This is a genomic window from Ignavibacteriales bacterium (genome assembly GCA_026390815.1).
Lineage (GTDB): Bacteria > Bacteroidota > Ignavibacteria > Ignavibacteriales > SURF-24 > JAPLFH01.
In genome coordinates this window covers 12,165-38,086 of sequence record JAPLFH010000003.1, presented here as the reverse complement: position 1 = coordinate 38,086, position 25,922 = coordinate 12,165, and the positions used below count along the sequence as shown (strand labels likewise).

The following is a 25,922-nucleotide window of genomic DNA, read 5'->3' as shown; positions in this document are numbered from 1 at the left end:
ATTTATTCGCTGTATTAACTCAATGGAAATGTCAGTATATAAGAGTCAGTTATTATAACCTATTGATTAAGTGTTTTCATAAATGTATCTTGCATTTGAGATCTCAAAGAGGGTTTCATAGGAATTGTAATAGATCTTAAACAACGCTTATCGTTGATATCCAGACACTTGATTTCGATGGTGAAACTATTGAAGAAATTATTTAGCCAAAATATTTTTTAATGAGTTTGGTAGAATGTCAGCAATGAAAAATTCTATCCTAAAAGAACGACGAACCAAATTTATCTTTCTCCTTTTATTCATCTTCCTCTCTGCCGGAATTGTTACTACCGGTAAACTCTTTTACAAAAATTTTAAACAGAACTACCGACTTCGCTCTGGATGAGTGATTAACAAGTTATGCAACAGCCTGCATTGTTAGATAGGTTGATATTATGAAAACAAATGAACAAAACGAAAAACGAATCACTTTTTATTCTTATTTTTTTTTAGGATAGTTTATGAAAAAAAAATCTAAACAGAGGGTAATTAAAAAATGGCACTTTGTTGTTTTAGTAAGCGCCATAAGCACACTGCTTATATTCGGCGGTATTCTCTATTATTCATCTGAAGAAAATTCCATCAGCAAAGCAAAGCACCAAGAAATTAAAGCAATTGCTGAATTAAAAATTAGTCAGATTACACAATGGCGAAAAGAAAGATTTGGCGATGCAGCCAGTGCAACGCAAGCACCGCCCTTTATTAGAGAAATTGAACAATGGTTTGGCAATAGAAAAGATCTTTCGATTAAAAAAAATATATTAAAACAATTCGCTCGATTTCAATTACATTTTGGTTATGAAGATATTTTTCTTGCATCACCACAAGGAGAATTTCTGCTTTCTCTCAATCCTAAAGAGAAAATCTTTAATAAGGTTACATCATCCAAAATTCGGGAAGCAATTAAAAAACAGCAAATAACATTTACAGATTTTTATTATTGCACTATACACAAAAAAATTCACTTTGATATTATTGCACCGATTATTGATAATAAAAATATTTCAATTGGAGCAATGCTGTTCCGTATTGACCCGAATGATTATTTATACCCTTTAATACAAAAATGGCCCATTCCAAGCAAAACAGCCGAAACATTACTACTTCGCAGAGAAGGGGACAGCGTTTTCTATCTTAATGAATTACGGCACCAGAAAAATACTGCACTAAAACTCCGGATTCCTTTAACCAAAAAAGAAATCCCCGCAGTGCAAGCTGTTTTAGGTTATAAAGGAATTTGGGAAGGGAAAGACTACCGGGGCGTACGGGTGCTATCGGATATTCAAGCAATCCCCGGCACACCTTGGTTTATGGTTGCCAAAATTGATAAAAGTGAAATCTACTCTGAACTTACTTTTAGATCAATCTTAATAAGCGTATTTACATTAGTTTTAATTCTTTTATCAGGTACCGGTTTGGCTTGGATTTATTATTCACGTCAAAGAAATATTTACAGAGAACTTTTTGTTAAAGAAAAAGAATTGCGTGAAGCGCATGAAGAATTTAAAACAACATTATTCAGCATTGGCGATGGCGTAATGACTTCCGATAACAATGGTGTTGTTAAACATATGAATCGAACCGCAGAAGAGTTAACCGGCTGGAGTGAAGCCGATGCTAAAGGCAAACTACTTGAAGATATTTTTCAAATTGTAAATGAAGAAACGCGGAATAAAGTTGAAAATCCCGCAGGAAGAGTTATAAGAGAAGGAATGATTGTAGGGCTTGCAAATCATACACTCTTGATTTCCAAAGACGGAAAAGAAATACCCATTGCCGATAGCGGTGCGCCTATCCGCAATGAGCAAGGTAAAATTGATGGTGTCGTTTTAGTTTTCCGTGATAAAACAGAAGAACGCAAAGCAGAAAAACTTATCCGCTATAGCGAAGCAAACTTAAAAAGAGCTGAGTCTGTTTCTAAAACCGGTAACTGGGAATTGCATCTCGATTCCAAAATTATAATTGCTTCAGAAGGCGCCTCCAAAATCTATGGACTTCATGGAGTCCAATTTGACTATTCTGCAATTAAAGAAATGCCACTGCCGGAATATCGCCTAATTCTCGAAAATGCTTTACGCAAATTAATTGAAAACGGCGAGCCGTATAATCTTGAATTCAAACTTAAAAACGACGCGGGCGAAATAATTGATATCCATTCCATTGCCGAATTTGATAAAGAGAACAATATTATCTTCGGCGTTATCCAGGATATTACCGAGCGCAAGCAGATGGAGGAGGCGCTGCGGGAAAGTGAGGAACACTATCGGGAGGTCGTTAATGTATCACCAGATACTATTGCTATCCATTGTGAAGGTAAAATTGTTTTTGTAAATCCCGCAGCGGTAAAGTTACTTTGCACATCTAGCCCAAAAGACTTGATTGGTAAAGCAGCCATGGAATTTGTTCATCCCGATGACCGTGAAGTGGCAAGAAGCCGAATTGCTGAAATGTTTAAAAGTGGAAAACCTGCTTCATTAATCGAAGAACGATTTATAAAAATGGATGGCACTGTTATTTATGTTGAAGTAGCTGGTGTACTTACTACTTACCAGGGCAAAATAGCTTCACAAGTTATTCTACGCGACGTAACTGACCGCAAACGCGCGGCAGAAGCGTTGCAGAAGAGCGAAGAAAAATTTCGATGTATCGCTTCTAATACCCCCGATCATATCATTATGCAAGATAACAATCTTCGGTATACGTTAGTTATTAATCCTCAGCTTGGTTTAACAGAAGCGGATATGATTGGGAAAACAGATTTAGACTTACTCCAAAAAGAAGAAGCAGAAAATCTCATAGTCTTAAAAAGAAAAGTTTTGGAAAAAGGCGAATCTATTCATTTGGAAACATCAATCCTGAACTTGAAAAATGAACCGGAGTTTTTCGAAGGAACTTATATTCCTAAATTTGATTCAACCGGCAAGGTTAACGGATTAATTGGATATTTCAGAAATGTAACCGAGCGCAAGAAATCAGAAGAAGCATTGCACGAGAGTGAAGAAAAATATCGTGCATTATTTGAAACAGCAGCCGATGCCGTCCTTTTAGTTAATCAATTGACAGGAAATATTTTAGATGTCAATTCAGCAACTACCATCCTATATGGTTATACACATGATGAGATATGTAAAATGAATGTTATGGATCTTTCAACTCAACCAAATGTTACGTTAAAAGCTGTCCAAACAGGAGAGGCACAAATACCTATTCGTTATCATAAGAATAAGAATGGTTCAATATTCCCTGTAGAAATTAGAAACAGTTTATTTTCTTATAATAATCAAAAAATTAATGTTGGTTTCATTCGTGATATTACCGGACGCAAGCAGGCAGAGGAATCGCTGCGCGAAAGTGAGAAACGTTATCGTGAACTTTTCGACAATATAAGCAGCGGAGTTGCCATTTATGAAGTAACAGGCAACGGCAACGATTTTATCTTCAAGGATTGCAATCGGGCTGGCGAGCGGATAGATGGTAACCGGAAAGAGGATATCATCGGAAAGAGCATCTATCAAGTCCGGAAGGGCATCACTGAATTTGGAATATTGGAAGTGTTCAAGCGGGTTTTTGAGACCGGTATTTCCGAGCATTACCCAGCCAAGTTTTACATGGATGAAAAATTGCATGGTTGGTACAGCAACTTTGTATATCGACTTCCCTCCGGCGAGATCGTTGCCGTATATGATGAAATATCCGAGCGCAAGCGGGCTGAAGAAAAAATTACAATGCTTGCTTATGCTCTCAAAAGTATTAATGAATGTGTGAGTATTACTGACCTGGAAGATAAACTTATTTTTGTTAACCAATCCTTTTTGGAGACTTATGGTTATTCTGAAGAAGAATTAATCGGAAAGGATATACATATTGTACGGTCATCAAACAATCCACCGGAAATCGTACGGGAAATTCTTCCTGCTACAATACGTGGAGGATGGAATGGTGAATTGTGGAATAAAAGAAAGGATGGAAGTGAATTTCCTATTTATCTTTCTACAACAACTATTAATGATAATGATGGTAAACCTTTAGGACTAATTGGAGTTGCGATCGACATTACCGAACGCAAACGTGCTGAAGAAATATTGAATGTTTCGGAAACCAGGTACCGCCGCCTCTTTGAAGCGGCAAGAGATGGAATTGTTATCCTCGATGCAGAAACGGGAAAGATCGTAGATATAAATCCATTTATGATTGAGAAGTTGGGCTATTCAAAAGAACAATTTATCGAAAAATCAATCTGGGAAATAGGATTCTTTAAAGATGTAATTGATAATGAAGATAAATTTTTTGAATTACAGCAGAAGCATTATGTTCGTTATGAAAATTTAGCTCTTAAAGCTTCAGATGGAAAGAAACTTTATGTTGAGTTTGTAAGCAATGTTTATTTCGTTGATCATAAGAAAGTGATCCAGTGTAATATTCGTGATATCACAGAACGCAAAAAGGCAGAAGAAATGCTGCGCCACAGTGAAGAAAATATGCGATATATTATCAAACACGATCCCAATGCCATGGCTGTGTACGACCGCGAACTTTATTACATCGCAGTAAGTGATCGTTACCTTCAGGATTATAATGTTAAGGAAGAGGACATAATTGGAAAACATCATTACGAAGTGTTTCCGGAGATGCCGCAAAGATGGAAAGAAGTGCATCAGCGATGTCTATCCGGTGCGATTGAACGAAATGATGACGATTATTTCGAACGGTCCGATGGTTCAATTACTTATAATCGTTGGGAATGCCGTCCATGGTACAATTCCGATGGTTCTATCGGGGGAATGATAACGTACACCGAAGTCACCACCGAAAGAAAGCGTGCGGAAATGGAAATAAAAAAATCACATGAACAATTAGAGCAACTTTATAAAAATTTAAACGATATTAGAGAAAATGAACGCGCCGAAATATCCCGCGAAATACATGATGAGCTGGGTCAATCTCTAACTGCTCTTAAAATGGATTTGAATTGGACAAAAGAAAATACTACGGACAAAATGCTCATCGATAAGAAAATAAACGGTATGGTAGATATTGTGAACGAGACTATAACAAAAGTACAAAAAATTTCATCATCCTTGCGTCCCGGTATGTTAGATGATTTGGGTTTGATACCCACCTTAGAATGGTACTGTCAGGAATTTGAAGAACGCACCGGCTTACCATGCCATTTAGAATTGAAAGAAATTCCTGATCTTGACCCAAAAATAATTCTAACTTTGTTCAGGATATTTCAAGGAGGGATGACCAATATTATCAGACATGCAAAAGCAAAGGGTGTAGTAATAAAACTATATCCATCATCAGGCAATATTTATTTAAATATTAGCGATGATGGAGTTGGCATCAGCAAAGAGAAAATAAATTCTAAAGATTCATTTGGTCTTATTGGAATGAAAGAGAGGCTTAAACAATTTAATGGAAGCTTAAAAATAATTTCTTCTAAAAATAAAGGCACAAGTCTTACCATTCGTATCCCTAATATTCAATAAGGAACTGATATGAAAGTATTAATTGCAGACGACCACACCATAGTTAGAGAAGGACTGAAACAAATTGTTATGAGTATGGATGAAAAATATTCAGTTGAAGAAGCAGGAGATGGACACGAAACATTAACTAAAATAGAGAAGAACAGATATGATTTAATAATACTCGATATATCAATGCCCGGTTTGAGTGGACTGGATATTCTTAAGATGATGAAGGATAGAAAAGAAAAGGCGCACATATTAATTCTTAGCATGCATCCACAGGAACAATATGCAATACGTGCATTAAGATTAGGTGCTTCAGGATATTTATGTAAAAACAGTATATATGAAGAACTTACGTTGGCAGTAAAAAAAATTGCTGCAGGCGGCAAATATATTTCCGCAGCTTTGGCAGAAAAAATTATCTTCGAAAAAGAAGATGAGCTTAATAAATTGCCTCACGAGAAACTTTCTGAACGTGAATTCCAAATAATGTATATGATTGCTAATGGAAGATCGCTTAAAGAAATTGCATGCGAGCTTTTTATCAGCGATAAAACTGTTAGTACATATAGGATGCGTATTCTTGAAAAAATGGGTTTGAATAAAAATGCTGAGCTTACCCAATATGCCATCAGGAATAATTTGATAGAATAAATAGGCAAATGTAAGTCGAGATTTATCTCGACAAAAGCATACATCACGACATAAATGTCATAGTACAAATTCTCGAATTGGCAATTCGAGCTACAAGCTGTAAATCGAGATTTATCTCGATAAACATAAAGTGTTCTAAATGTTAGTATCTTCACGTCATAAATGTCGAGTTACAAAATGTAAATCGAGATTTATCTCGATAAACATAAAGTGTTACCAATGTTATTCTTTTGACAACATAAAGAGTCAGTGTGAAAATACTAATTGTAAAGCGAGATTCATCTCGATTATTGCGAAGAACTAATATTCTCAAGGTTTTTATGAGCGAAATAAATTTCACTCTACAATTATCACACAGCTTCTAAATGTCGTGGTACAAATACTCGAATTGGCAATTCGAGCTACAAGCTGTAAATCGAGATTTATCTCGATAAACATAAAGTGTTCTAAATGTTAGTATCTTCACGACATAAATGTCGAGTTACAAACTGTAAATCGAGATTTATCTCGATAAACATAAAGTGTTACCAATGTTAGTATTTTCACAACATACAAAAATTGTAATGCAAATTGCAAAAGTGTATTGAATATGAAACAACAAGAAAATAAAACATACTATAAACGGAATTTACCACATTATCAGCCTGCAGGATATACTTTTTTCGTTACATTTAGATTAGTTGGATCATTACCGATAGCAGTAATTAAAAAGCTTAAAGAAGATAGAGAGAAGGAATTAAAAATAATATCCGGTATTATTGAACAAAAACAAAAAACAGAAAAATATTATGAATATCAGCGAAAATATTTTGGAATATTTGACAGCATATTGGATAAAAACAAGAGTGGACCAATGTGGCTAAAAGAAGAAAAAGTTGCAGAACTAGTAAAAGAAGCGATTCATTACAGAGATGAAAAAGAATACGAATTAATTGCATATACAATTATGTCAAACCATGTACATTTAGCTTTCACACCAATACCTATCGGCATAAATGTCGATTTACAAACTGTAAGTCGAGATTTATCTCGACAAAATAAAAACACAAAAGAAGACCTAATAAACAACGACATGAATGTCGTTCTACAAAAACAAAATTATATTGTAACTGAAATATTAAGGAAACTCAAAGGATCGACTTCGAGGGAATGTAATAAAATTCTAAATCGCCAAGGTGCATTTTGGCAGCATGAGAGTTACGACCATGTTGTTAGAAGTATTGATGAATTGAGAAGAATAGTAAACTACGTTTTGCAGAATCCCGTAAAAGCTGGTTTGGTTGATGAATGGGGGAAATGGATTTGGAGTTATTATAACCCAAAATATTTGATTTAAATACAAGATAGTTTTGTAAGTCGAGATTCATCTCGATAAACATAAAGTGTTCTAAATGTTAGTACCTTCACGACATAAATGTCGTGTTACAAACTGTAAGTCCAGATTCATCTCGATAAACATAAAGTGTTCTAAATGTTAGTACCTTCACGACATAAATGTCGTGTTACAAACTGTAAGTCGAGATTCATCTCGATAAACATAAAGTGTTCTAAATGTTAGTACCTTCACAACATAAATGTCGTGTTACAAACTGTAAGTCGAGATTTATCTCGACAACCCAATAAAGCATCAACTAATAAAACCGGTAACGACATAAATATCGCTCTACGAACCTGTCAGGTAATCCCTACACAAGAATCAGTATAGCGCTGATACCAATTACACATTCCCTTATTTAACTTACAATCAAAAACAATAAAAAGAACAAAGGTAATAAAATGAAGATAGTGATTGCTGATGATTCAGTACTGCTGCGCGATAGAATAAAAGAATCTCTGAAAGATACAAAAAACATAGAAATTGTAGGTGAAGCAGGTAATGGAATTGAAGCCATTGAGATCATCAAAGAGAAAAATCCTGATTTTGTCTTACTCGATATTAGAATGCCTGAGTTGAACGGTATTGGTGTTCTAAAAAAGATGAAAGAGATAGGAAGTAAAGCTAAAGTATGCATCTTTACAAACTATCCATATTCTCAATATAAAGAGAAGTGCAAAGAAGAAGGTGCAGATTACATCTTTGATAAAAATAAAGATTTCAAAGAAGTAACTGACCTGATAGTACAACTTGCACAGAAGTGAGCAGGTTGAACAATTATTATTTTTGATTTAAGGAAAATTAGAGTATGAAAAAACATGACAAAAAAGTAAATGAAGTTTTAAATAATAATTCTTCCACTGCAAAAAACAAATTGAAGGCGGCAGATGAAGTAAATGAACTCGCCGAAAACGAAATGTTTGTTCAAATCGGCAAAGCGCTTGATTTTCAAAAAGAAGAGGAGAAGAAGCGGGCAGATGAGTTAATCATTGCTGACAAAGAGCTTGCTTTTCAAAAAGAAGAGAAAGGAAAGCGAGCCGCAGAATTAGTCATTGCTAATAAAGAAAAAGAAAAACGTGCAAATGAGTTGATCATTGCTGACAAAGAGCTTGCTTTTCAAAAAGAAGAGAAAGGAAAGCGAGCCGCAGAATTAATTGTTGCTAATAAAGAAAAAGGAAAGCGGGCAGATGAGTTGATCATTGCTGACAAAGAACTTGCTTTTCAAAAAGAAGAGAAAGGAAAGCGAGCAGATGAGTTAATCATTGCTGACAAAGAGCTTGCCTTTCAAAAAGAAGAAAAAGGAAAGCGGGCAACAGAATTAATTGTTGCTAATAAAGAAAAAGGAAAGCGGGCAGATGAGTTGATCATTGCTGACAAAGAGCTTGCTTTTCAAAAAGAAGAGAAAGAAAAACGAGCCACAGAATTAATCATTGCAAACGACGAAAGACGGGAGACGAACGAGTATCTGGAAAATTTACTTGATTACGCGAATGCTCCGATCATTGTCTGGAATACGCAATATGAAATCACACGATTTAACAAAGCCTTCGAAACACTAACCGGAAAAACTGAAAAAGATGTAATGGGCAAATCTCTAAAAATTCTGTTTCCGCCTACCGAGAGAGATAGTTCGATGGAACTTATCAGAAAAACCCTTGAGGGTGAACGGATGGAAGTTGTAGAAATTAATATCCTTCAAATCAATGGTTTTGTACGGACACTTTTGTGGAATTCAGCAAATATTTTTGATAAAGAAAGGAAAAATATTATTGCAACAATTGCACAAGGATATGATATCACCGAACGCAAACGGGCGGAAGATGCATTGCGGGAAATTGAGAAAAAATACCGCACCATCGTTGACAGAGCAAGTGATGGCTTTATGATCGGTCAGGATGGAACCATGAAGTTTTCGAATGCCGGCTTTGCGGCTATGTTGGGTTACGAGGTGAATGAAGTGGAAGGAGCCGAATTCAGCAAGACGATTCCGCCGGAGAATTTAGAATTTTTGCAGGAACGACATCAGAGAAGACTGGCCGGTGAGCAAGTCCCTGCATTATATGAAACTACGTTGCTTCATAAAAATGGAGAGAGGATACTCGTTGAGATTAATGCCAGCGTTGTCCAGTATGAAGGAAAACCAGCCGACCTGGTGATCGTGCGTAACATCACTGAGCGCAAGCGTGTTGAAGAAGTAATTAGAGATAATGAAAAACGCTTTAGAGAACTGATTGAATCGTTACCTCAACTATTTTGGACTTGCCGGGTAGATGGACCATGCGATTATTTAAGCAAACAATGGGTGGAATTTACCGGAATACCGGAAGTAGAACAATTGGGTTACGGCTGGCTTGAACAGCTTCATCCCGATGATAAGGACAGAACGGTTTCTGAGTGGATGGAAAAAGTAAAAACCGGATTTAGCTTTGATATTGAATTCAGGATAAGAAGAGCCGACGGTATCTATCGATGGTTCAAAACAAGAGCCGTACCGATGCGGGACACAAATAATAATATTATTAAGTGGTTCGGTTCCAATACTGAGTTTGATGACCTGAAAAGAAGTTTGGAAACGCAGGAAAGATTAGTATCAACTATTGAATCATCAACAGATATGATTTCTTATGCCGACTTAAATGCCAACATTATTTATATGAATTTAGCGGGCAAAAAAATGCTCGGGCTAAATGCTGATGATGATATTACAAAGTACAAAATAGAAAATTTCATAAGCGATGACGCAAAGCATGATATGTTCAATATAACCCTGCCGGCAATATTTAGGGTTGGCAGTTGGATTGGAGACAGTGTATTTAAGGATATTATCGGGAAGAAAATTCCGGCAGCATTATCATGCACACTACTAAAAAATAAAAATGGCGAACCTGAATTTATGGCTGTAAATGCCAGAGACATTACTGAACGCAAACATGCGGAGGAAGAACTCGGACGGTTTTATGAAGTTTCGGTAGATATGATGAGTATTATCGGTTTCGACGGATGTTTCAAGCGGCTTAATCCTGCCTGGGAAAAAACCCTCGGTTTTTCATTAAACAAAATGTTGTTTGAGCCATTCATAAATTTTGTGCATCCTGAAGATAAGGATGCAACATTAGCTGAAGCCGCAAAACTTGCTGCAGGCACCAGAACAATTAGCTTTGAAAATCGTTATCGTTGTACTGATGGGTCTTACCGGTGGTTATCCTGGTCTGTGATTCCTGCTGTCAATGAGGAACTCCTCTATTGTGTAGCCCGTGATGTAACTGAACACAAGTTGGCGGAGGAAACCTCCATCCGTCTGGCGGCGTTAGTCGAAGCATCAGATGATGCTATCATCGGAAAAGATTTTAACGGTATCATCACCAGTTGGAACTCAGGTGCGGAAAAGCTCTTTGGATATTCCGCAAATGAATCGGTGGGGCGCTCAATAATGCAAATAGTGCCGCAAGACCGCTGGAACGAGGAAGAGCAATTATTAGTTAATATACGGCGCACCGGACACGCTCACCGTTTTGAGACCGTTCGACTAACAAGAGACGGACAACTGATTGATGTTGCAGTGACCTCTTCACCAATCAAGGATGCTGCTGGCAATCTCTTTGGTGTCTCCAAGGTAGTGCGCGATATAACCGAACGCAAGAGGGCAGAGGAAGAAATACGTCAACTCAACGCCGACCTTGAACATCGCGTGGTAATGCGAACAGCTCAGTTGGAAGCCTCTAATAAGGAACTCGAAGCGTTCACTTATTCAGTGTCTCACGATCTGCGCGCTCCGTTACGGCATATTAGCGGATACGTGCAGTTGCTCATCAGCCGGTTCCATCCCGCTTTGTCAGATAAAGGTCAGCACTATTTAGACTCTATTGCAGATTCCGTGCATCAGATGGGATTGCTCATAGACAATCTGCTGCAATTCTCCAGAACAGGGCGGGCGGAGATGCGTAGAATTGATTCTGATATGAATGGAATCATTAATGAAGTAATAGAATCACTTGACAAAGATAATCCTGATCGCTCTATAAAATGGAAGGTAGCCAAATTACCATCAGTTTTTTGTGATAGTGCAATGATGCGGCTCGTGTGGATGAATCTCCTGAGTAATGCGGTTAAATTCACGCGAACAAGGGAGAAAGCTTTGATTGAGATCGGAGCGAAGGTTGAAAAGAATGAAGTAATCTTTTTTGTCCGGGACAATGGAGTAGGGTTTGATATGCAATATGCACAAAAGCTCTTTGGAGTTTTCCAACGCTTGCATCCAACGGAAGAATTTGAAGGAACCGGGATCGGTCTGGCAAATGTGCAGCGGATAATAATGCGTCACGGCGGGCGTACGTGGGCAGAAGCTGAACTAGATAACCTGCCTGCCGGCAAGGCAGGAGGAGCGACATTTTATTTTTCTATACAACATAATTAAGGAGAAAATATTATGGTAGAACTAAGGACGATACTTTTAGCAGAAGACAATCCCAAGGATGTTGAATTGACTCTTGAGGCTCTGTCTGAACATAACCTTGCCAACCACGTTACTGTCGTTAAAGATGGAGTGGAAGCAATGGAATTTCTGCGATGCGAAGGCAAGTATAAATTACGCAAATCAGGACTTCCCGCAGTATTGCTTCTGGATATTAAAATGCCCCGCATGGATGGAATTGAAGTTCTTCGAACTGTACGAAGCGATCCGGCACTGAAGCTATTACCTGTGGTGGTACTTACATCCTCCCGTGAAGAGAAGGATTTGATAAATAGTTATGAACTTGGAGTTAATGCTTATGTTGTAAAGCCGGTAGATTTCAAAGATTTTATACAAGCAGTGAAAGAGATTGGTGTCTTCTGGGCTATAATTAATGAAGTACCGCCAGAGAGTAAGCTATCCGCATAAACCAAAAGCTAATAGGAGTTACTATGTTAAGAGTACTCATACTGGAGGATTCGCCTCAAGATGTTGAGATCATCCGCGAGTTATTGATAGACGCGGGATTTGACCTGGATATGGATTGTACTGCGTTAGAAAAGGAATTCGTCTCTTTGCTCCGCAGCAATACTTATGATGTTATTCTCGCTGATTTCAAACTACCCGGATTCGATGGGTTCAGCGCGCTTAGATGGGCTAAAGAAATTTGCCCGAATGTTCCTTTCATCTGCGTCTCAGGAGCGATAGGCGAGGAAACCGCAGTAGAATTTTTAAAGCTGGGAGCTGTCGATTATGTCTTAAAGGATAGACCAAAAAGACTTCCCTTTGCTATTAAACGGGCGCTTGTTGAAGCTAAGGAAAAAGAAACTAAACGGCAAGCGGAACAGCAAGTAAAAAAATTAAATCGCGTCTATTCAGTACTTAGTAATATCAATCAAGCTATTGTCCGAATTCATGATACAAATCAATTGATTAAAGATGCTTGCATGATTACTGTTGATGAAGGAAAATTTCAAAGTGCTTGGATTGGTATCGTAAATAACGAAACAAAGAAAATTGAGACCTCTGCAACTGCCGGATTAGCAAACAATTTAATAGAAGTGAGTCCAAAACAAAATCCGATTGTAAATGCATTAAAATCTGGAAAACATTTTGTTTCAAATAACATTAATGGCGATGAAAACATAACCGATATTTGGAAACAGAATTCTGTGTCTTTGGGATTTAGATCTTTCACAGTATTTCCACTTATAGTTCTTGGAAAAGTAATTGGTGTTTTTTGTATCTATTCAAATGAGATTGATTTTTTCGATTCTCAAGAAATTAGTTTGCTTGATGAAATGGCAACCGATATTTCTTTTGCATTTGAATTCATTCAGAAGGAGGCAGACCGTAAACGTGTGGAAGAAGCTTTGATTGAGAAAGAAGAACGTTACCAAAGCTTGATCCAAACATCCCTTGATGGTTTTTGGGTTGCTGATGCCCAAGGACATCTTTTAGAAGTGAACGATGCTTATTGTTTAATGACAGGATATTCGAAAGAAAAATTACTCACAATGAACATTAGTGATTTGGAATGTGCAGAAACACAAGAAAATACGCGTGAACATATAAAAAAAATTATTTCAACTGGTCATGATCGATTTGAAAGCAAACATATACGTGCCGATGGAAAAATAATAGATGTGGAGATAAATACAGTTTACCTTAACTCTAAAAGTATATTTCTTGTTTTTACAAACGACATCACTGAACGCAAACGTGCTGAAGAAGTATTGAAAATGGAGAGACAGCGGCTATTTGATGTGCTTGAATCTATACCGGTAATGGTATGTCTATTGACGCCTGATTACCATGTCATATTTTCCAATAGCGCTTTCCGGACTATGTTTGGCGAGGGCAACGGCCGATTCTGCTATGATTATATTTTTGGGAATGAAAAACCTTGCGTGTTTTGCGAAACATTCAATGTCCTGAAGACAGGCAAACCTCATCATTGGTGCTGTAAAAATCGGGATGGATCGAGGATTATTGATGTCTTCGACTTTCCCTTTACAGACACAGATGGTTCACCTCTCGTTCTTGAGATGGACATTGACATTACAGATCGCATACGGGCAGAGAATGAATTAATTACTACGAACAAAGAGCTTACTTTCCAAAACGAAGAGAAAGAAAAACGCGCAGAAGAATTGGTCATAGCCAATAAAGTGCTTGACTTTGAAAACAAAGAAAAAGAAAAACAGGCGGATGAATTAATCGTTGCCAAAGAAAAAGCAGAAGAACTGAACCGGCTGAAATCCTGCTTTTTAGCCAATATGAGCCACGAACTGCGTACACCGTTAATTGGAATACTTGGCTTTGCAGAAATCCTTAAAGAAGAATTAACTGATGAAAATTTTAGAGAACAAGCAGAATTAATTTTTGATGGCGGAACAAGGCTAAAGAAAACTTTAAATCTAATTCTTGACTTATCCAAAATTGAAGCAGAATCTTTAACTGTGAATCTTGAAGAGATTGAACTGACTTCTTACATTCCAAATCTGGTTAAAGTATTTGAAAAATCTGCGGAGTCTAAAGGAATAGAACTAAAATTGATTACTGGAGAAGAATTATTATTTTCTAATTTGGATAAAGCACTATTAGATTCCATCAACAATAACCTTGTGAATAATGCAATTAAGTATACACACCAAGGTAAAGTAACAGTTGAAATTAATAAAATAATTGACAATGAAAAATTGTATGCAGAACTGTTGGTAGCAGATTCCGGTATAGGAATAGCGGAAGAAAATCTGGCAATTATTTTCGAACCTTTCAGGCAGGCAAGTGAAGGCTGGAGCAGAAATTATGAAGGTACAGGGTTGGGTCTTACGCTGGTAAAGAAATATGTTGCGAGTATGAAAGGAACTATAAGCGTGGAAAGTAAAGTTGGCGTCGGTTCAACATTTAAAGTCAGGTTACCAATTACAAAATCAGTATTTAAGGAAAGTGAAAAAGCCGATAATGGAACAAAAGAAGAAACTTACGTAATTGAAACAGAAAGAATTAATAAACCATTAATTTTATATGTCGAAGACGACATTGTTAGCCAACAAGTTATTAAAGCAATGGTTAGTAATTATTATAGAATTGAACATATTGCCGAAGGTGAAGGAGCAATTGAATTAGTAAAGCAAAAAAAATACGATATAATTTTAATGGATATTAATCTAAAAGGTAAGCTAAATGGTCTGGAAACTGCCAAAGAAATAAAAAAAATAGAAGGATACGAAAGAACTTCAATAATAGCAGTAACGGCATACGCTATGGCAGGTGAAAAAGAAAAATTATTAAGCGGAGGTTGTACCTATTATATATCCAAACCATTTTTAAAAGATGAGTTTCTTTCTTTATTAAGCGAATCTCTTAATCGTTAGAATATAAATTGGAATTGAACAAGTTTAACTTTAAAAAACTAAAACACGGAATAGAATAGTTCGCAGTGATTGGAAGAAGATGGAATAAATTCTGCATAAGAAAAGAGCCAAAAAGTTCTTGGTATTTAGTAGTGTGAATTAAATTGTAAACGCCGCCTACCGGCTGGCAGGCGTTAAAACGGTTTTTATTTGCGTGGTTTATTAAGTAACCCACGAATTAATTCGTGGGTTGGCTAAAGAAAAGACTAGATCATTAACTGTTTTAACAGTTTATCATTCTAAATTTTTTTAATTCACACAACCGGTTGTTTAAGTATTTATATAAACGTAATTTGCTTTTTAGATTCCAATGAGGGTTTCACCTGGATTAAAATTGTCTTCCCAAAACGCCTATCTTAGGTATCCAGTCAATTTATTTCGCTGATGAAACTATTGAAGAAATTATTTAGCCAAAATATTTTTTAATGAGTTTGGTAGATATTGCCTCAATAAAAAATTTTACCAAAGATGTAGAGTGTTTTTGAAGCAGTAGATTTTTAGAGTATTGACTTGATGGATGAAGCTACCGTAAGGATGTCCAAGTGAGTTGTCATTTACTGAAATGATACTACACAATAAAAAGTAATGGGATGGATTTTATGAAATCTAAAATTATCATAATCGTTACAACTCTTATTTTAATTGTAATAGGGTTTTTACTCTTCGAGCTAAGTAATGCAAGTAAAAAGGAAGTCTTCGAGAAATTCTGCTTTGAACGGAATGTAGCTACGCGACAACTAACTAATGCTGTTGAAACTTATTTAAAGGACCAGGCTCAAACAGTTGATTTACTCACATCCTTTTCTTCACTTCAAAATAGTGATATGCAGCAGATGGCAATAGACATATCAAAATTTTACGATCATGTAAAAACAGAAAATGTAAAATCGATTAGTATATATAACGAAAAAGGTACAATCATCTTTTCAACTATAAAAGAATATGTTGGACAAAATTATGCAGTGAGTGATTTTTTTCAGTGGGCATTAAAAAAGGAAAATAAGGGAAAGCAGTTATTTTACTCACTAATACAAAAACCAGACAACCAGAAAGAAAATAATGTTAATTTCCGCTTTTTAATTGTTGCTCCTATTTATAAGGAAGTTAAGCAACCTACCTTAATGTATAAATACGTAGGCGTTGTTGCTACAACTATTGACTTAGAAGAAACTATTTCCGCATTTCGTCCAAATGTCAGGCCTAATTCTATCAGAGAGCATGTAATGGTTTTAGATCAGAATGAAACTATACTTTTCCACTCCGAACACCCGGAAATGGTGATGAATAATATCCGGCATCAAGATGAAACATGTATGCAATGCCACATCTCGTTCAAACATGTGGAAACTATTGTTACCCAAAAGGACGGAACAACTGAATATAGACTTAAGGAAGGACCAAAGAAGCTGGCAAGTTTTTCTTCATTCGAATATAAGAATATCGCATGGACGATTGTTCTCATTGTTCCATTAGAAGAAGCAGCGGGTTTCTTTGAAAAAAATCTTTCCATGATATTACTCCTCGTTGGTGTATTGATCGTTACTCTTTTAGGAAGTTCCTCACTAATTTACTCCTTTAACAACCGTTTAAAAGTTAAAGCAGAAGAAGAAGCAAAGTATTGGAGGGAAAAACGAGAGTTAGAGGATCAAATAAGAGAAAGCGAAGAAAAATTCCGCTCAGTAGCGCAATCAGCAAACGATGCAATTATTTCAACAAATAATAAAGGAATAATATTCGGTTGGAATAAGGGTGCAGAAAAAATGTTTGGTTATTTGGAAGCAGAAATAACTGGGGAAAAATTGGATATTATAATTCCTAAAGGTTATCGTGAGAGGCACATTAACGGTATTAACCGTATAGAACAAGGCGGTCAACACAATATAATGGGCAGAACTGTAGAATTATGCGGATTGCATAAAAATAGTAAAGAATTCCCGTTGGAATTATCAATAGCAGAATGGGAAACACCTTCTGGCAAATTTTTCACCGGAATTATTCGTGATATAACCGAACGCAAACAAGCTGAAAAAGAGCTTCTAAAATTATCACACGCAGTTGAACAAAGTCCGGTTTCAATTATTATTACTGATACTATTGGCAACATAGAATATTCAAACCCAAAAGTAATAGAAATTACCGGCTATAAACCTGAAGAGTTATTAGGAAAAAATCCGAGAATTTTAAGTTCAGGAGAAAAACCAAAAAGCGAATACAAAACTCTGTGGGATACTATTTCGTCTGGTAAGGAATGGCGCGGAGAACTTCATAATAAAAAGAAAAATGGTGAACTTTACTGGGAATCCGTATCAATCTCACCAATCTTAAATACAAAAGGAGAGATCACACATTTTCTTGCGGTTAAGGAAGATATAACTGAACGAAAGATTTCTGAAGATAGACAAATGTTAATAACAAAAATTTTATTAATCCTTAACAGACCAAATGAGTGGCAACAAATTATTAATGATATTCTTAACGAGATAAAAACATTTACAAATTTAGAAGCAATAGCCATTCGCTTGAAAGAAGGTGAAGATTATCCATACTTTGTTGTTAACGGATTTCCATCAACTTTTGCAGAAGCTGGAAGATTTTTATGTTCAAGAAATCCTGAAACTGAAATTATTTTGGACTCCGAAGGTAAATTACACATGGAATGTATATGTAATAATATAATTTCCGGTCATACCAATCCTTCATTTCCGTTTTTTACAAATGAAGGCAGCTTTTGGACTAACTGCACATCAAGTCTGCTTGCGGCTAAAACAGAAAAAGAGGTTCAAGTAAGTACAAGGAATTGTTTGGGAGGCGAAGATTATGAATCTTTAGCTTTAATTCCTTTAAAATCCGGAGAAAAAGTTATTGGATTGCTACAGTTTAATGATAAACGCAAGGATAGGTTTACTCTTGGTATGATTCAGTTCTTTGAAAAGATTGGATCCACAATAGGAATTGCTTATAAGAGAATGCTGGCTGAAAAACAAACAAGAGAAAGTGAAGAACGTTATCGGTTTATTGTAGAAGCTACCAACGATGTTATCTACCGGCTAAGATATAATTCAATGAAGTATGATTATATAAATCATGCAATAGAAAAACTAACTGGCTATTCACCGGATGAAATCAACCAAATCGGATTTAAAAACATAGTAGTAAAGATTAGTAAATACCATATTGAAAACATCAATACAGAATTAATTGTGTCTGACAGGGAACATGGAAATACCAGTGAGTGGCAAGCCGATTACAAAGTTAGAACTAAGGATGGTAAGTTTATCTGGTTAGCCGATCATTCATATCCTTGGAACGATGATGCTGGTAATTTGATAGGAAGTATTGGCATTCTGGGTGATATTACAGAACGTAAAAATGCGGAAGAGGAAGTAATTAAAGCAAAAGAAAAAGCCGAAGAAATGAACCGGCTGAAATCCTGTTTCTTAGCAAATATGAGTCACGAGCTGCGCACACCTTTAATTGGTATCCTTGGTTTTGCCGAAATTTTAAAAGATGAACTAACTGATCAAAATTTTAAAGGACCAGCAGAATTAATTTTTGACAGCGGAACCAGGTTAAAGGAAACTTTAAATCTAATTCTTGACTTATCAAAAATTGAATCTGAGGCATTTGAATTAAATTTAGAAGAATTAGAGATAACAGATTATGTGTCATCATTAATAAAAGTTTTCAAAAAATCTGCCGAAAGTAAAGGATTAGAATTAAAAATAATTACTGCTGAGGAATTATTATATTCCAAACTGGATAAAGTACTGTTAGATTCCATAATAAATAATTTGTTAAACAACGCCATAAAGTATACACAAAAAGGTAGTGTAACTGTTGATATAAAAAAAATAAATGATAACAATAGTTCTTCAGATGTGGAAATTCTGGTAAAGGATACAGGAATAGGTATAGCCAAAGAGAACCAGTTAGTTATTTTTGAACCTTTCAGGCAGGCAAGCGAAGGATGGAATAGAAATTTTGAAGGTACAGGTTTGGGATTAACACTTGTTAAAAAATATGTTGAGCGTATGCATGGTACTATAACTGTTGAGAGTAAAATCGGAGTTGGTTCGGCATTTAAAGTAACCTTCCCAATTATAAAAACAGAATTTAAGAAGATTGAAAAATCAATTATTATAGAGAGGGAGTTAAGTAAAATAATTGAAATAGAAAAAATTAGTAAACCATTAATTTTATATGTGGAAGATGATATTGTTAGTCAACAAGTAATTAGAGCAATGGTTATTAATTATTATGGAATTGATTGCGTTGAAGATGGCATAGAAGCTATTGAATCTGTAAAAAAGAAAAAATATGATATTATTCTTATGGATATAAATCTTGGAGGCAGCTTAAACGGTTTGGAAATAGCCAGGGAAATTGGAAAAATACCCAATTACAAAACAGTTCCAATAATTGCTGTAACAGCATACGCAATGGTTGGTGATAAAGAAAAAATGATTGAGGGTGGATGTACTCACTATTTATCTAAACCTTTTTCAAGGAGTGAAATGCTTGCTTTATTAAAAGGAGCAATAAATACTAGAAACTTCTGAAAAATTATTAATAGGTTGAGCGTCATTCCCAATCCCGCCTACCGATGCAGGTTATTGCAAAAAGCTAAATTATATTGTGGTAAGCTTAGTTGAACTACGGAAATAACGCAAAATCATCCCTCGACTTCACTCGGGATGAGTGATTAACAAGTTATGCAACAGCCTGCTATTGTAGAGGCAGGTTTGTGGGAAAGGCAATAATGAAATTTGACTTTTTAGATTAAACCAAACCTTATAATAATTAGTAGCAAGATCAATCCAGAAATTTCCAATTGAAATCTGTGTTTTACTCATTATAGCAAAACACCTATCAGCAATTCCATTTAACAAAAAAACTTAAAAAAGACTAAAATATTTGTTTACTATAAAACAAAATATATATATATTCACTTCGTAAAATAAAAGATAGATTACTTTTTGTTGTAGATTGTCTTTCGTTCTTATTCTTTTAGACTGGAAATTATTTTTTTATAGAATTAAAAATAGAACAAAAAATGGAGTTGCTCATGAAAAAGATTCTACTGATAATCTGTTTTACTTTAATAACTAACTCGTGGCTATTTGCACAATTTTTATCGGGGACATATTATGTTGGCGTTGCTGGTACCAGACCAGGAGGTGGTGATCCTGAATATCTTACATTATTTGCTGCCTGTACTGCTTTAAATACTAATATAATTATTGGGGATTGTACATTTCTTATTTGTAGTGATATACCCGAACCAGCGAATGTTGGATTAGGATTAAATACAAATGGATTTACAATTACTTTTAAGCCTGCCGAGGGAATACAGCCTACTATCACTTTTACCAAAACTACAGATAATGCTGGACGCACAGGGAACCTGGTAATAGGTTGCCCCAATTTAGCAGTTACTTCAGCTAATAATTATGGTATGGTTAAAACAGAAAATATAGTAATAGATGGTTCTAATATAGTTGGAGGAACGAGTAGAGATTTAACTTTCCTTTCTCCTTCTACATCCTTTTCAGGCGCCCACACTATTACATTAATGGGCGATGTAAATCATTGTATCATTAAAAATTGCATTGTAAGAACTTTAGGAGCAACTGGAAGCAGTATATATGGTGTAACATTTGTAAACAGATATGGTGGTACACCAGCCGTATTTTCTACACCAGACTCAATCCTTGTGGATAATTGCGATATACTTTGTAATAATGGTAATGCTGCTCAGGCGTTTTCCATAACAAATAGCTTTTCAGGTAGCCCTACTTGGACATCATTCTCACAAGGTTGTGTTATAAGAAATTGTAAAATAACTGGTAGAACAAGAGGCATTATGATAAATACAGGTGGAAATACTGATATTTATAATAATGAAATTTTGGTAAATCAAACTACTACTGGGTTTTCGAGTTCCGCGGTATTGTCTTTAACTATTGATCCATCTGCGGTTATAAATATTTATAATAATAAATTTTCCCTACTCTCAACAGGGAATAAAGATGCAGGTGATTACGGTATAAATGCTATTAATGTTAGTTCAGGGGGTACTTATAATATTTATAATAATATGATTTATGGTTTTGCCACAACCACTGTAGCCGCAAATCCTAACTGCCAATTATATGGTATTCGAACAGAGTCTGCTGCTGCGACAGTAAATGCTTACTTCAATAGCATATTATTACCAGAAATAGCAATAATCCGTGGTACTGGAGTTTTGGGTTATAGAGGAATTTATGTTAGTAATGGGACTGTTGCTCTAAAAAATAATATAATTTTCTCTCAGGAAGCTACCGATAGTGTATACGGAGTTTATCGTAGAGGAGTTGCTGGTACTTTAGTTTCTGATTACAATGATTTTGGTACATCATCTGCTACAGGTTATGCAGGATATTGGCAAAATGCACCAACACCATTGCTTTCAGATTGGACAACAGCTTCACAATTAGATTCCCATAGTATTAGTGTTGATCCACAATTTGTTTCTACTACTGATTTACACTTAGCAGTAAATACTTCTCTTGTTATGGGAAAGGGAACACCGATTTCTACAATTACAAAAGATATTGATGGACAGGATCGGGATACACCTCCAGAACTTGGTGCAGATGAAATTCCAGGATTAGTTCCAGTTGAGCTTGTTGCATTTAATGCACAATTCTCTAATTCCATTGTTACATTAAACTGGAAAACTGCAACAGAAACTAACAACCAGGGCTTCCAGGTTGAAAGAAAAGCAAACGGAAACTGGGAAAAAGTTGGTTATGTTAAAGGTGCAGGTACTTCATCAAATATAAATCAGTATTCTTATGTTGATAATAATGTTCCCCAGGTTGAAAAAGTTTCTTATCGTTTGAAACAAATTGATCTGAATGGTTCATACAATTATTCTTCAGAAGTTGAAGTTGCAACACAACAGCCAAATAAATTTGAGTTGAGTCAGAATTATCCTAATCCATTTAACCCAACAACAAAGATCAATTATACAATACCAGTTGATAGCAAAGTAACATTAGCTGTTTACTCAATCACTGGCGAACTTGTAATTGAGTTAGTTAATGAATTACAGACAGCTGGAACATATACAGTAGATTTCAATGCAAGCAATCTTGCAAATGGAACATACTTCTATAAGATTTCCGCTGGTAATTTTATTCAAGCAAAGAAGATGATGTTGGTTAAATAAAATTGCAGATAACAGATTGGTGATTGCGGATTGAAATAATCCAAAATCTTTTCAAAACAAAACCCGGTTCATTTGAACCGGGTTTTTATTTTACATCCCAATTACCAGATTAATTATGATAATTCAACGCATCATATTATTTGAATACAGAAATAATTCTAATCCTTTTACAGAATAAATTGTTGATAACGTAATATATTCATCTCCCACCTAAATATTAACATCCAAACCAAAATTAGTTTGAGATATATGTTTACAATAAAAATTTATATTTATATATTCACTTCGTAAAAAGGAAAGATTGTAAAAGTGGTTACTTTTCGTTTTAAATTGCAGTCTCTAAATTAATTTTTTATAGAATAATAAAATGGAGCTACCTATGAAAAAAATCGTACTTCTCTTAGTAATTCTTGTCTCTAGTCAATTCTTCGCTCAAGCTCTTCTAGAAGAAAGTTTCGCTTATGATGCAGGTACACTTATTACTGCAACACCAACCCCAGGTTGGGTGCTCAGTGGAACAAATACTTCAAATCCTTTAACAGTTGTAAGTCCAGGACTTACTTTCCCTAATTATCCTGGTGTAAAAGGAAATGCTCTTGCAATGACAACAAGTGGTGAAGATGATTATAAAGCATTTACACCTGAAGATTCAGGGAGTGTTTATCTATTCTTTTTAGTTAATTTCTCTGCATCACAAACAGGTGATTATTTTATTGCACTATCACAATCAACTGCTCAAACAAATTATTATGCACGTTTACATTCAAAAGCATCTGGAGCCGGATTTGTATTAGGTATAAGCAAAAATAATGAAGTTTCTGGTGGTGCATTATATGGAAGCACTGTATTAAATTTTAACCAAACATATCCAGTTTGCGTAAAATATACTTTTAATACAGTTGATGCTACAGATGATGCCGTTAGCGTTTATGTAATAACCGAAGCTTCTTTTCCAACTACGGAACCTGTAACTCCGGAGGTAGGTCCTTACACTTTTCCAGGTAAAACCGATGCAACAGATCTTGGTTATATAACACTTCGCCAGGGAAATGCTACTGCTGCACCTACATTTACTATTGACGAGTTTAGAATCCAAACAACTTGGCTAAAAAATGTTCTTAGTGGCAATTATTATATTCCTCAAGGTTCAAATCCGCAAGGATTTGCAACCCTTAATGATGCTGTTACTTCATTAAATTTAATTGGGGTTACCGGAACAGTAAACTTTCTATTAGATGCAGACACATTAAGGGAAAATAGCTTTACTTTTAATGCACCTTTGTCGGCTGCTAATAATGTTGTTATTAAACCAGCACCCGGAAGAAATGTTTGCTTAATTGTAGCACCCGGTACGTCAATGGGTAATGGCATCCAGATGATTGGTTTCGACAAAGGTTATGTAACATTTGATGGAAGTAATAATGGATCAACAAGCCGTAACCTTATCGTTACAACAGAAACTGATGCCGTCGCAGTTCCTTTTGGTTTGAATACCTCAAATGCAGATACCGTTGTTCTTAAAAACCTCATTATCAAGAATCTTGATAATGTAACTACAAATTTCAGATACGGTGCAGTTATTAATGACAAAGACGGTGTTTGGGGTTTACGGGTTGAGAATTGCCAAATCGGTACAGCAACGCGGCCAGTACGACGTGATGGACTTGCTCCTTGGGGTACTACTGCACCAAACCAATTTAGCTTCGTGAATAATGAGATTTATTGTGGAACACGCGGTGTTACTTCTCTTTACCTCACCGAAAGTGAAATAATTGGCAATACGATAAACCTGCTTCCTACCACTGCCGGAGCTACGGATTCCTATAATCATGGAATTTATATTACTGGTGCTTCAGGTAGTATAGTCATTAAGGAAAATACAATCAACTGTCTTGAAAAAACTATTAATGCCAGTGCCTATCTTGTCGGTATTGCCTTTGCCGGAAATAGTTTTGATGCAACGGATAGTATAAGTGTCGTCAATAACATTATCAATGTAGGCGCCTCGAATGAAACACGTTCTACGTATGGCATCGGATTACGTTCAGCAGGTAATATGGGTAATCTTAAAGTTTATTTTAATACAATAGTGATCAATGATAATGCATCTACGCTTGTGAGCTATGGTATCGGAAACCACACAAATGGTACAGGTCCGGTTAATATTGATCTGAAAAACAATATTATCATAAACAATCACTCAGGTAATGTTGGCTCCTCCGCCATTGGTATGATTCCGGCTACCTCAGTGCTGACTTCAGATTATAATGATTTACTCTCCAATCAGAATTTTGTCAATTATCAAGGTACATCGTATGCTAACTTAGCAGCTTGGCAAGTAGCAGCCCAGGATGCACATAGTTTGGCAGTTAATCCAGGATTTACTTCAGCTACCGATTTACATTTATCTTCAAATTTATCACCAGTTGTTGGTAAGGGAATTGCTATTCCTGGCATTACAACAGATATTGATAATGAATTAAGAAAAGCAACACCAGACATTGGTGCAGATGAAAATTTAGATGTAGTTCCTGTGGAACTAGTAGCATTCAATGCACAGTACTCTAATTCTGTTGTTACATTAAATTGGAAAACTGCAACAGAAACTAACAACCAGGGCTTCCAGGTTGAAAGAAAAGCAAATGGAGACTGGGAAAAAGTTGGTTATGTTAAAGGTGCAGGTACTTCATCAAATATAAATCAATATTCTTTTGTTGATAATAATGTTCGCCAGATTGAAAAAGTTTCTTATCGTTTGAAACAAATTGATCTGAATGGTTCATACAATTATTCTTCAGAAGTTGAAGTTGCTACTAAACAGCCAAATAAATTTGAGTTGAGCCAGAATTATCCAAATCCATTTAACCCAACAACAAAAATCAATTATACAATACCAGTTGATAGCAAAGTAACATTAGATGTTTACTCAATCACTGGCGAACTTGTAATTGAGTTGGTAAATGAAGTTCAATCAGCTGGAACATATACAGTAGATTTCAATGCAAGCAATCTTGCAAATGGAACATACTTCTATAAGATTACTGCAGGTAGTTTTGTTCAAGCAAAGAAGATGATGTTGGTTAAATAAAATTGCAGATAACAGATTGGTGATTGCGGATTGAAATAATCTACAATTAATAATCCTTCCAAAATTAAAACCCGGTTCAAATGAGCCGGGTTTTGTTTATAATACCAAATTATAATTTCCAAATCCCAAATAAGCACCAAATTCTTAATCCAAAATTCCAATTGTTAAAAGAAATTATTGATTTTCCTTTGATCTCAGTTTCAT

10 protein-coding genes are annotated in these 25,922 nt (G+C 35.6%); all 10 read left to right on the top strand.

Translation table 11 applies throughout. The annotated features are described in order from the left end of the window. Positions 1–500 precede the first annotated feature (500 nt). Positions 501–5,531 carry a PAS domain S-box protein gene (locus NTX22_00150; protein ID MCX6148914.1) on the top strand — a complete coding sequence of 1,677 codons (5,031 nt, stop codon included), beginning with the start codon at positions 501–503 and terminating at the stop codon, positions 5,529–5,531. Between the two features lie 9 nt (positions 5,532–5,540). Then, positions 5,541–6,170 (top strand): response regulator transcription factor, encoded by a 630-nt coding sequence (locus tag NTX22_00145; GenBank protein ID MCX6148913.1) that lies wholly within the window; start codon positions 5,541–5,543, stop codon positions 6,168–6,170. Between the two features lie 589 nt (positions 6,171–6,759). Next, positions 6,760–7,506 carry a hypothetical protein gene (locus tag NTX22_00140; GenBank protein ID MCX6148912.1) on the top strand — a complete coding sequence of 249 codons (747 nt, stop codon included), beginning with the start codon at positions 6,760–6,762 and terminating at the stop codon, positions 7,504–7,506. A gap of 440 nt (positions 7,507–7,946) precedes the next feature. After that, complete coding sequence (locus NTX22_00135; protein MCX6148911.1) at positions 7,947–8,309, top strand: response regulator transcription factor; 363 nt, start codon at positions 7,947–7,949, stop codon at positions 8,307–8,309. 44 nt (positions 8,310–8,353) lie between these two features. Next, on the top strand, positions 8,354–11,959 hold the full coding sequence (locus tag NTX22_00130) for a PAS domain S-box protein (protein MCX6148910.1): 3,606 nt from the start codon (positions 8,354–8,356) through the stop codon (positions 11,957–11,959). Positions 11,960–11,971: 12 nt separating this feature from the next. Beyond that, entirely contained in the window at positions 11,972–12,424 is a 453-nt protein-coding gene (locus NTX22_00125; GenBank protein MCX6148909.1) for a response regulator, read from the top strand. A gap of 23 nt (positions 12,425–12,447) precedes the next feature. Further along, entirely contained in the window at positions 12,448–15,375 is a 2,928-nt protein-coding gene (locus NTX22_00120) for a response regulator (protein MCX6148908.1), read from the top strand. 638 nt (positions 15,376–16,013) lie between these two features. Then, positions 16,014–19,973, top strand: a complete 3,960-nt coding sequence (locus NTX22_00115) for a PAS domain S-box protein (GenBank protein MCX6148907.1) — start codon at positions 16,014–16,016, stop codon at positions 19,971–19,973. Positions 19,974–20,479: 506 nt separating this feature from the next. Beyond that, positions 20,480–22,630: a T9SS type A sorting domain-containing protein gene (locus tag NTX22_00110; GenBank protein MCX6148906.1), complete on the top strand. Its 2,151-nt coding sequence runs from the start codon at positions 20,480–20,482 to the stop codon at positions 22,628–22,630. Between the two features lie 379 nt (positions 22,631–23,009). Continuing rightward, complete coding sequence (locus NTX22_00105; protein ID MCX6148905.1) at positions 23,010–25,718, top strand: T9SS type A sorting domain-containing protein; 2,709 nt, start codon at positions 23,010–23,012, stop codon at positions 25,716–25,718. The last annotated feature ends 204 nt before the right edge of the window (positions 25,719–25,922 follow it).

Bases quoted from the DNA above. Each gene is read 5' to 3' on its own strand.
- NTX22_00150 (MCX6148914.1), top strand. From the start codon at position 501: ATGAAAAAAAAATCTAAACAGAGGGTAATTAAAAAATGGCACTTTGTT.
- NTX22_00145 (MCX6148913.1), top strand. From the start codon at position 5,541: ATGAAAGTATTAATTGCAGACGACCACACCATAGTTAGAGAAGGACTG.
- NTX22_00140 (MCX6148912.1), top strand. From the start codon at position 6,760: ATGAAACAACAAGAAAATAAAACATACTATAAACGGAATTTACCACAT.
- NTX22_00135 (MCX6148911.1), top strand. From the start codon at position 7,947: ATGAAGATAGTGATTGCTGATGATTCAGTACTGCTGCGCGATAGAATA.
- NTX22_00130 (MCX6148910.1), top strand. From the start codon at position 8,354: ATGAAAAAACATGACAAAAAAGTAAATGAAGTTTTAAATAATAATTCT.
- NTX22_00125 (MCX6148909.1), top strand. From the start codon at position 11,972: ATGGTAGAACTAAGGACGATACTTTTAGCAGAAGACAATCCCAAGGAT.
- NTX22_00120 (MCX6148908.1), top strand. From the start codon at position 12,448: ATGTTAAGAGTACTCATACTGGAGGATTCGCCTCAAGATGTTGAGATC.
- NTX22_00115 (MCX6148907.1), top strand. From the start codon at position 16,014: ATGAAATCTAAAATTATCATAATCGTTACAACTCTTATTTTAATTGTA.
- NTX22_00110 (MCX6148906.1), top strand. From the start codon at position 20,480: ATGAAAAAGATTCTACTGATAATCTGTTTTACTTTAATAACTAACTCG.
- NTX22_00105 (MCX6148905.1), top strand. From the start codon at position 23,010: ATGAAAAAAATCGTACTTCTCTTAGTAATTCTTGTCTCTAGTCAATTC.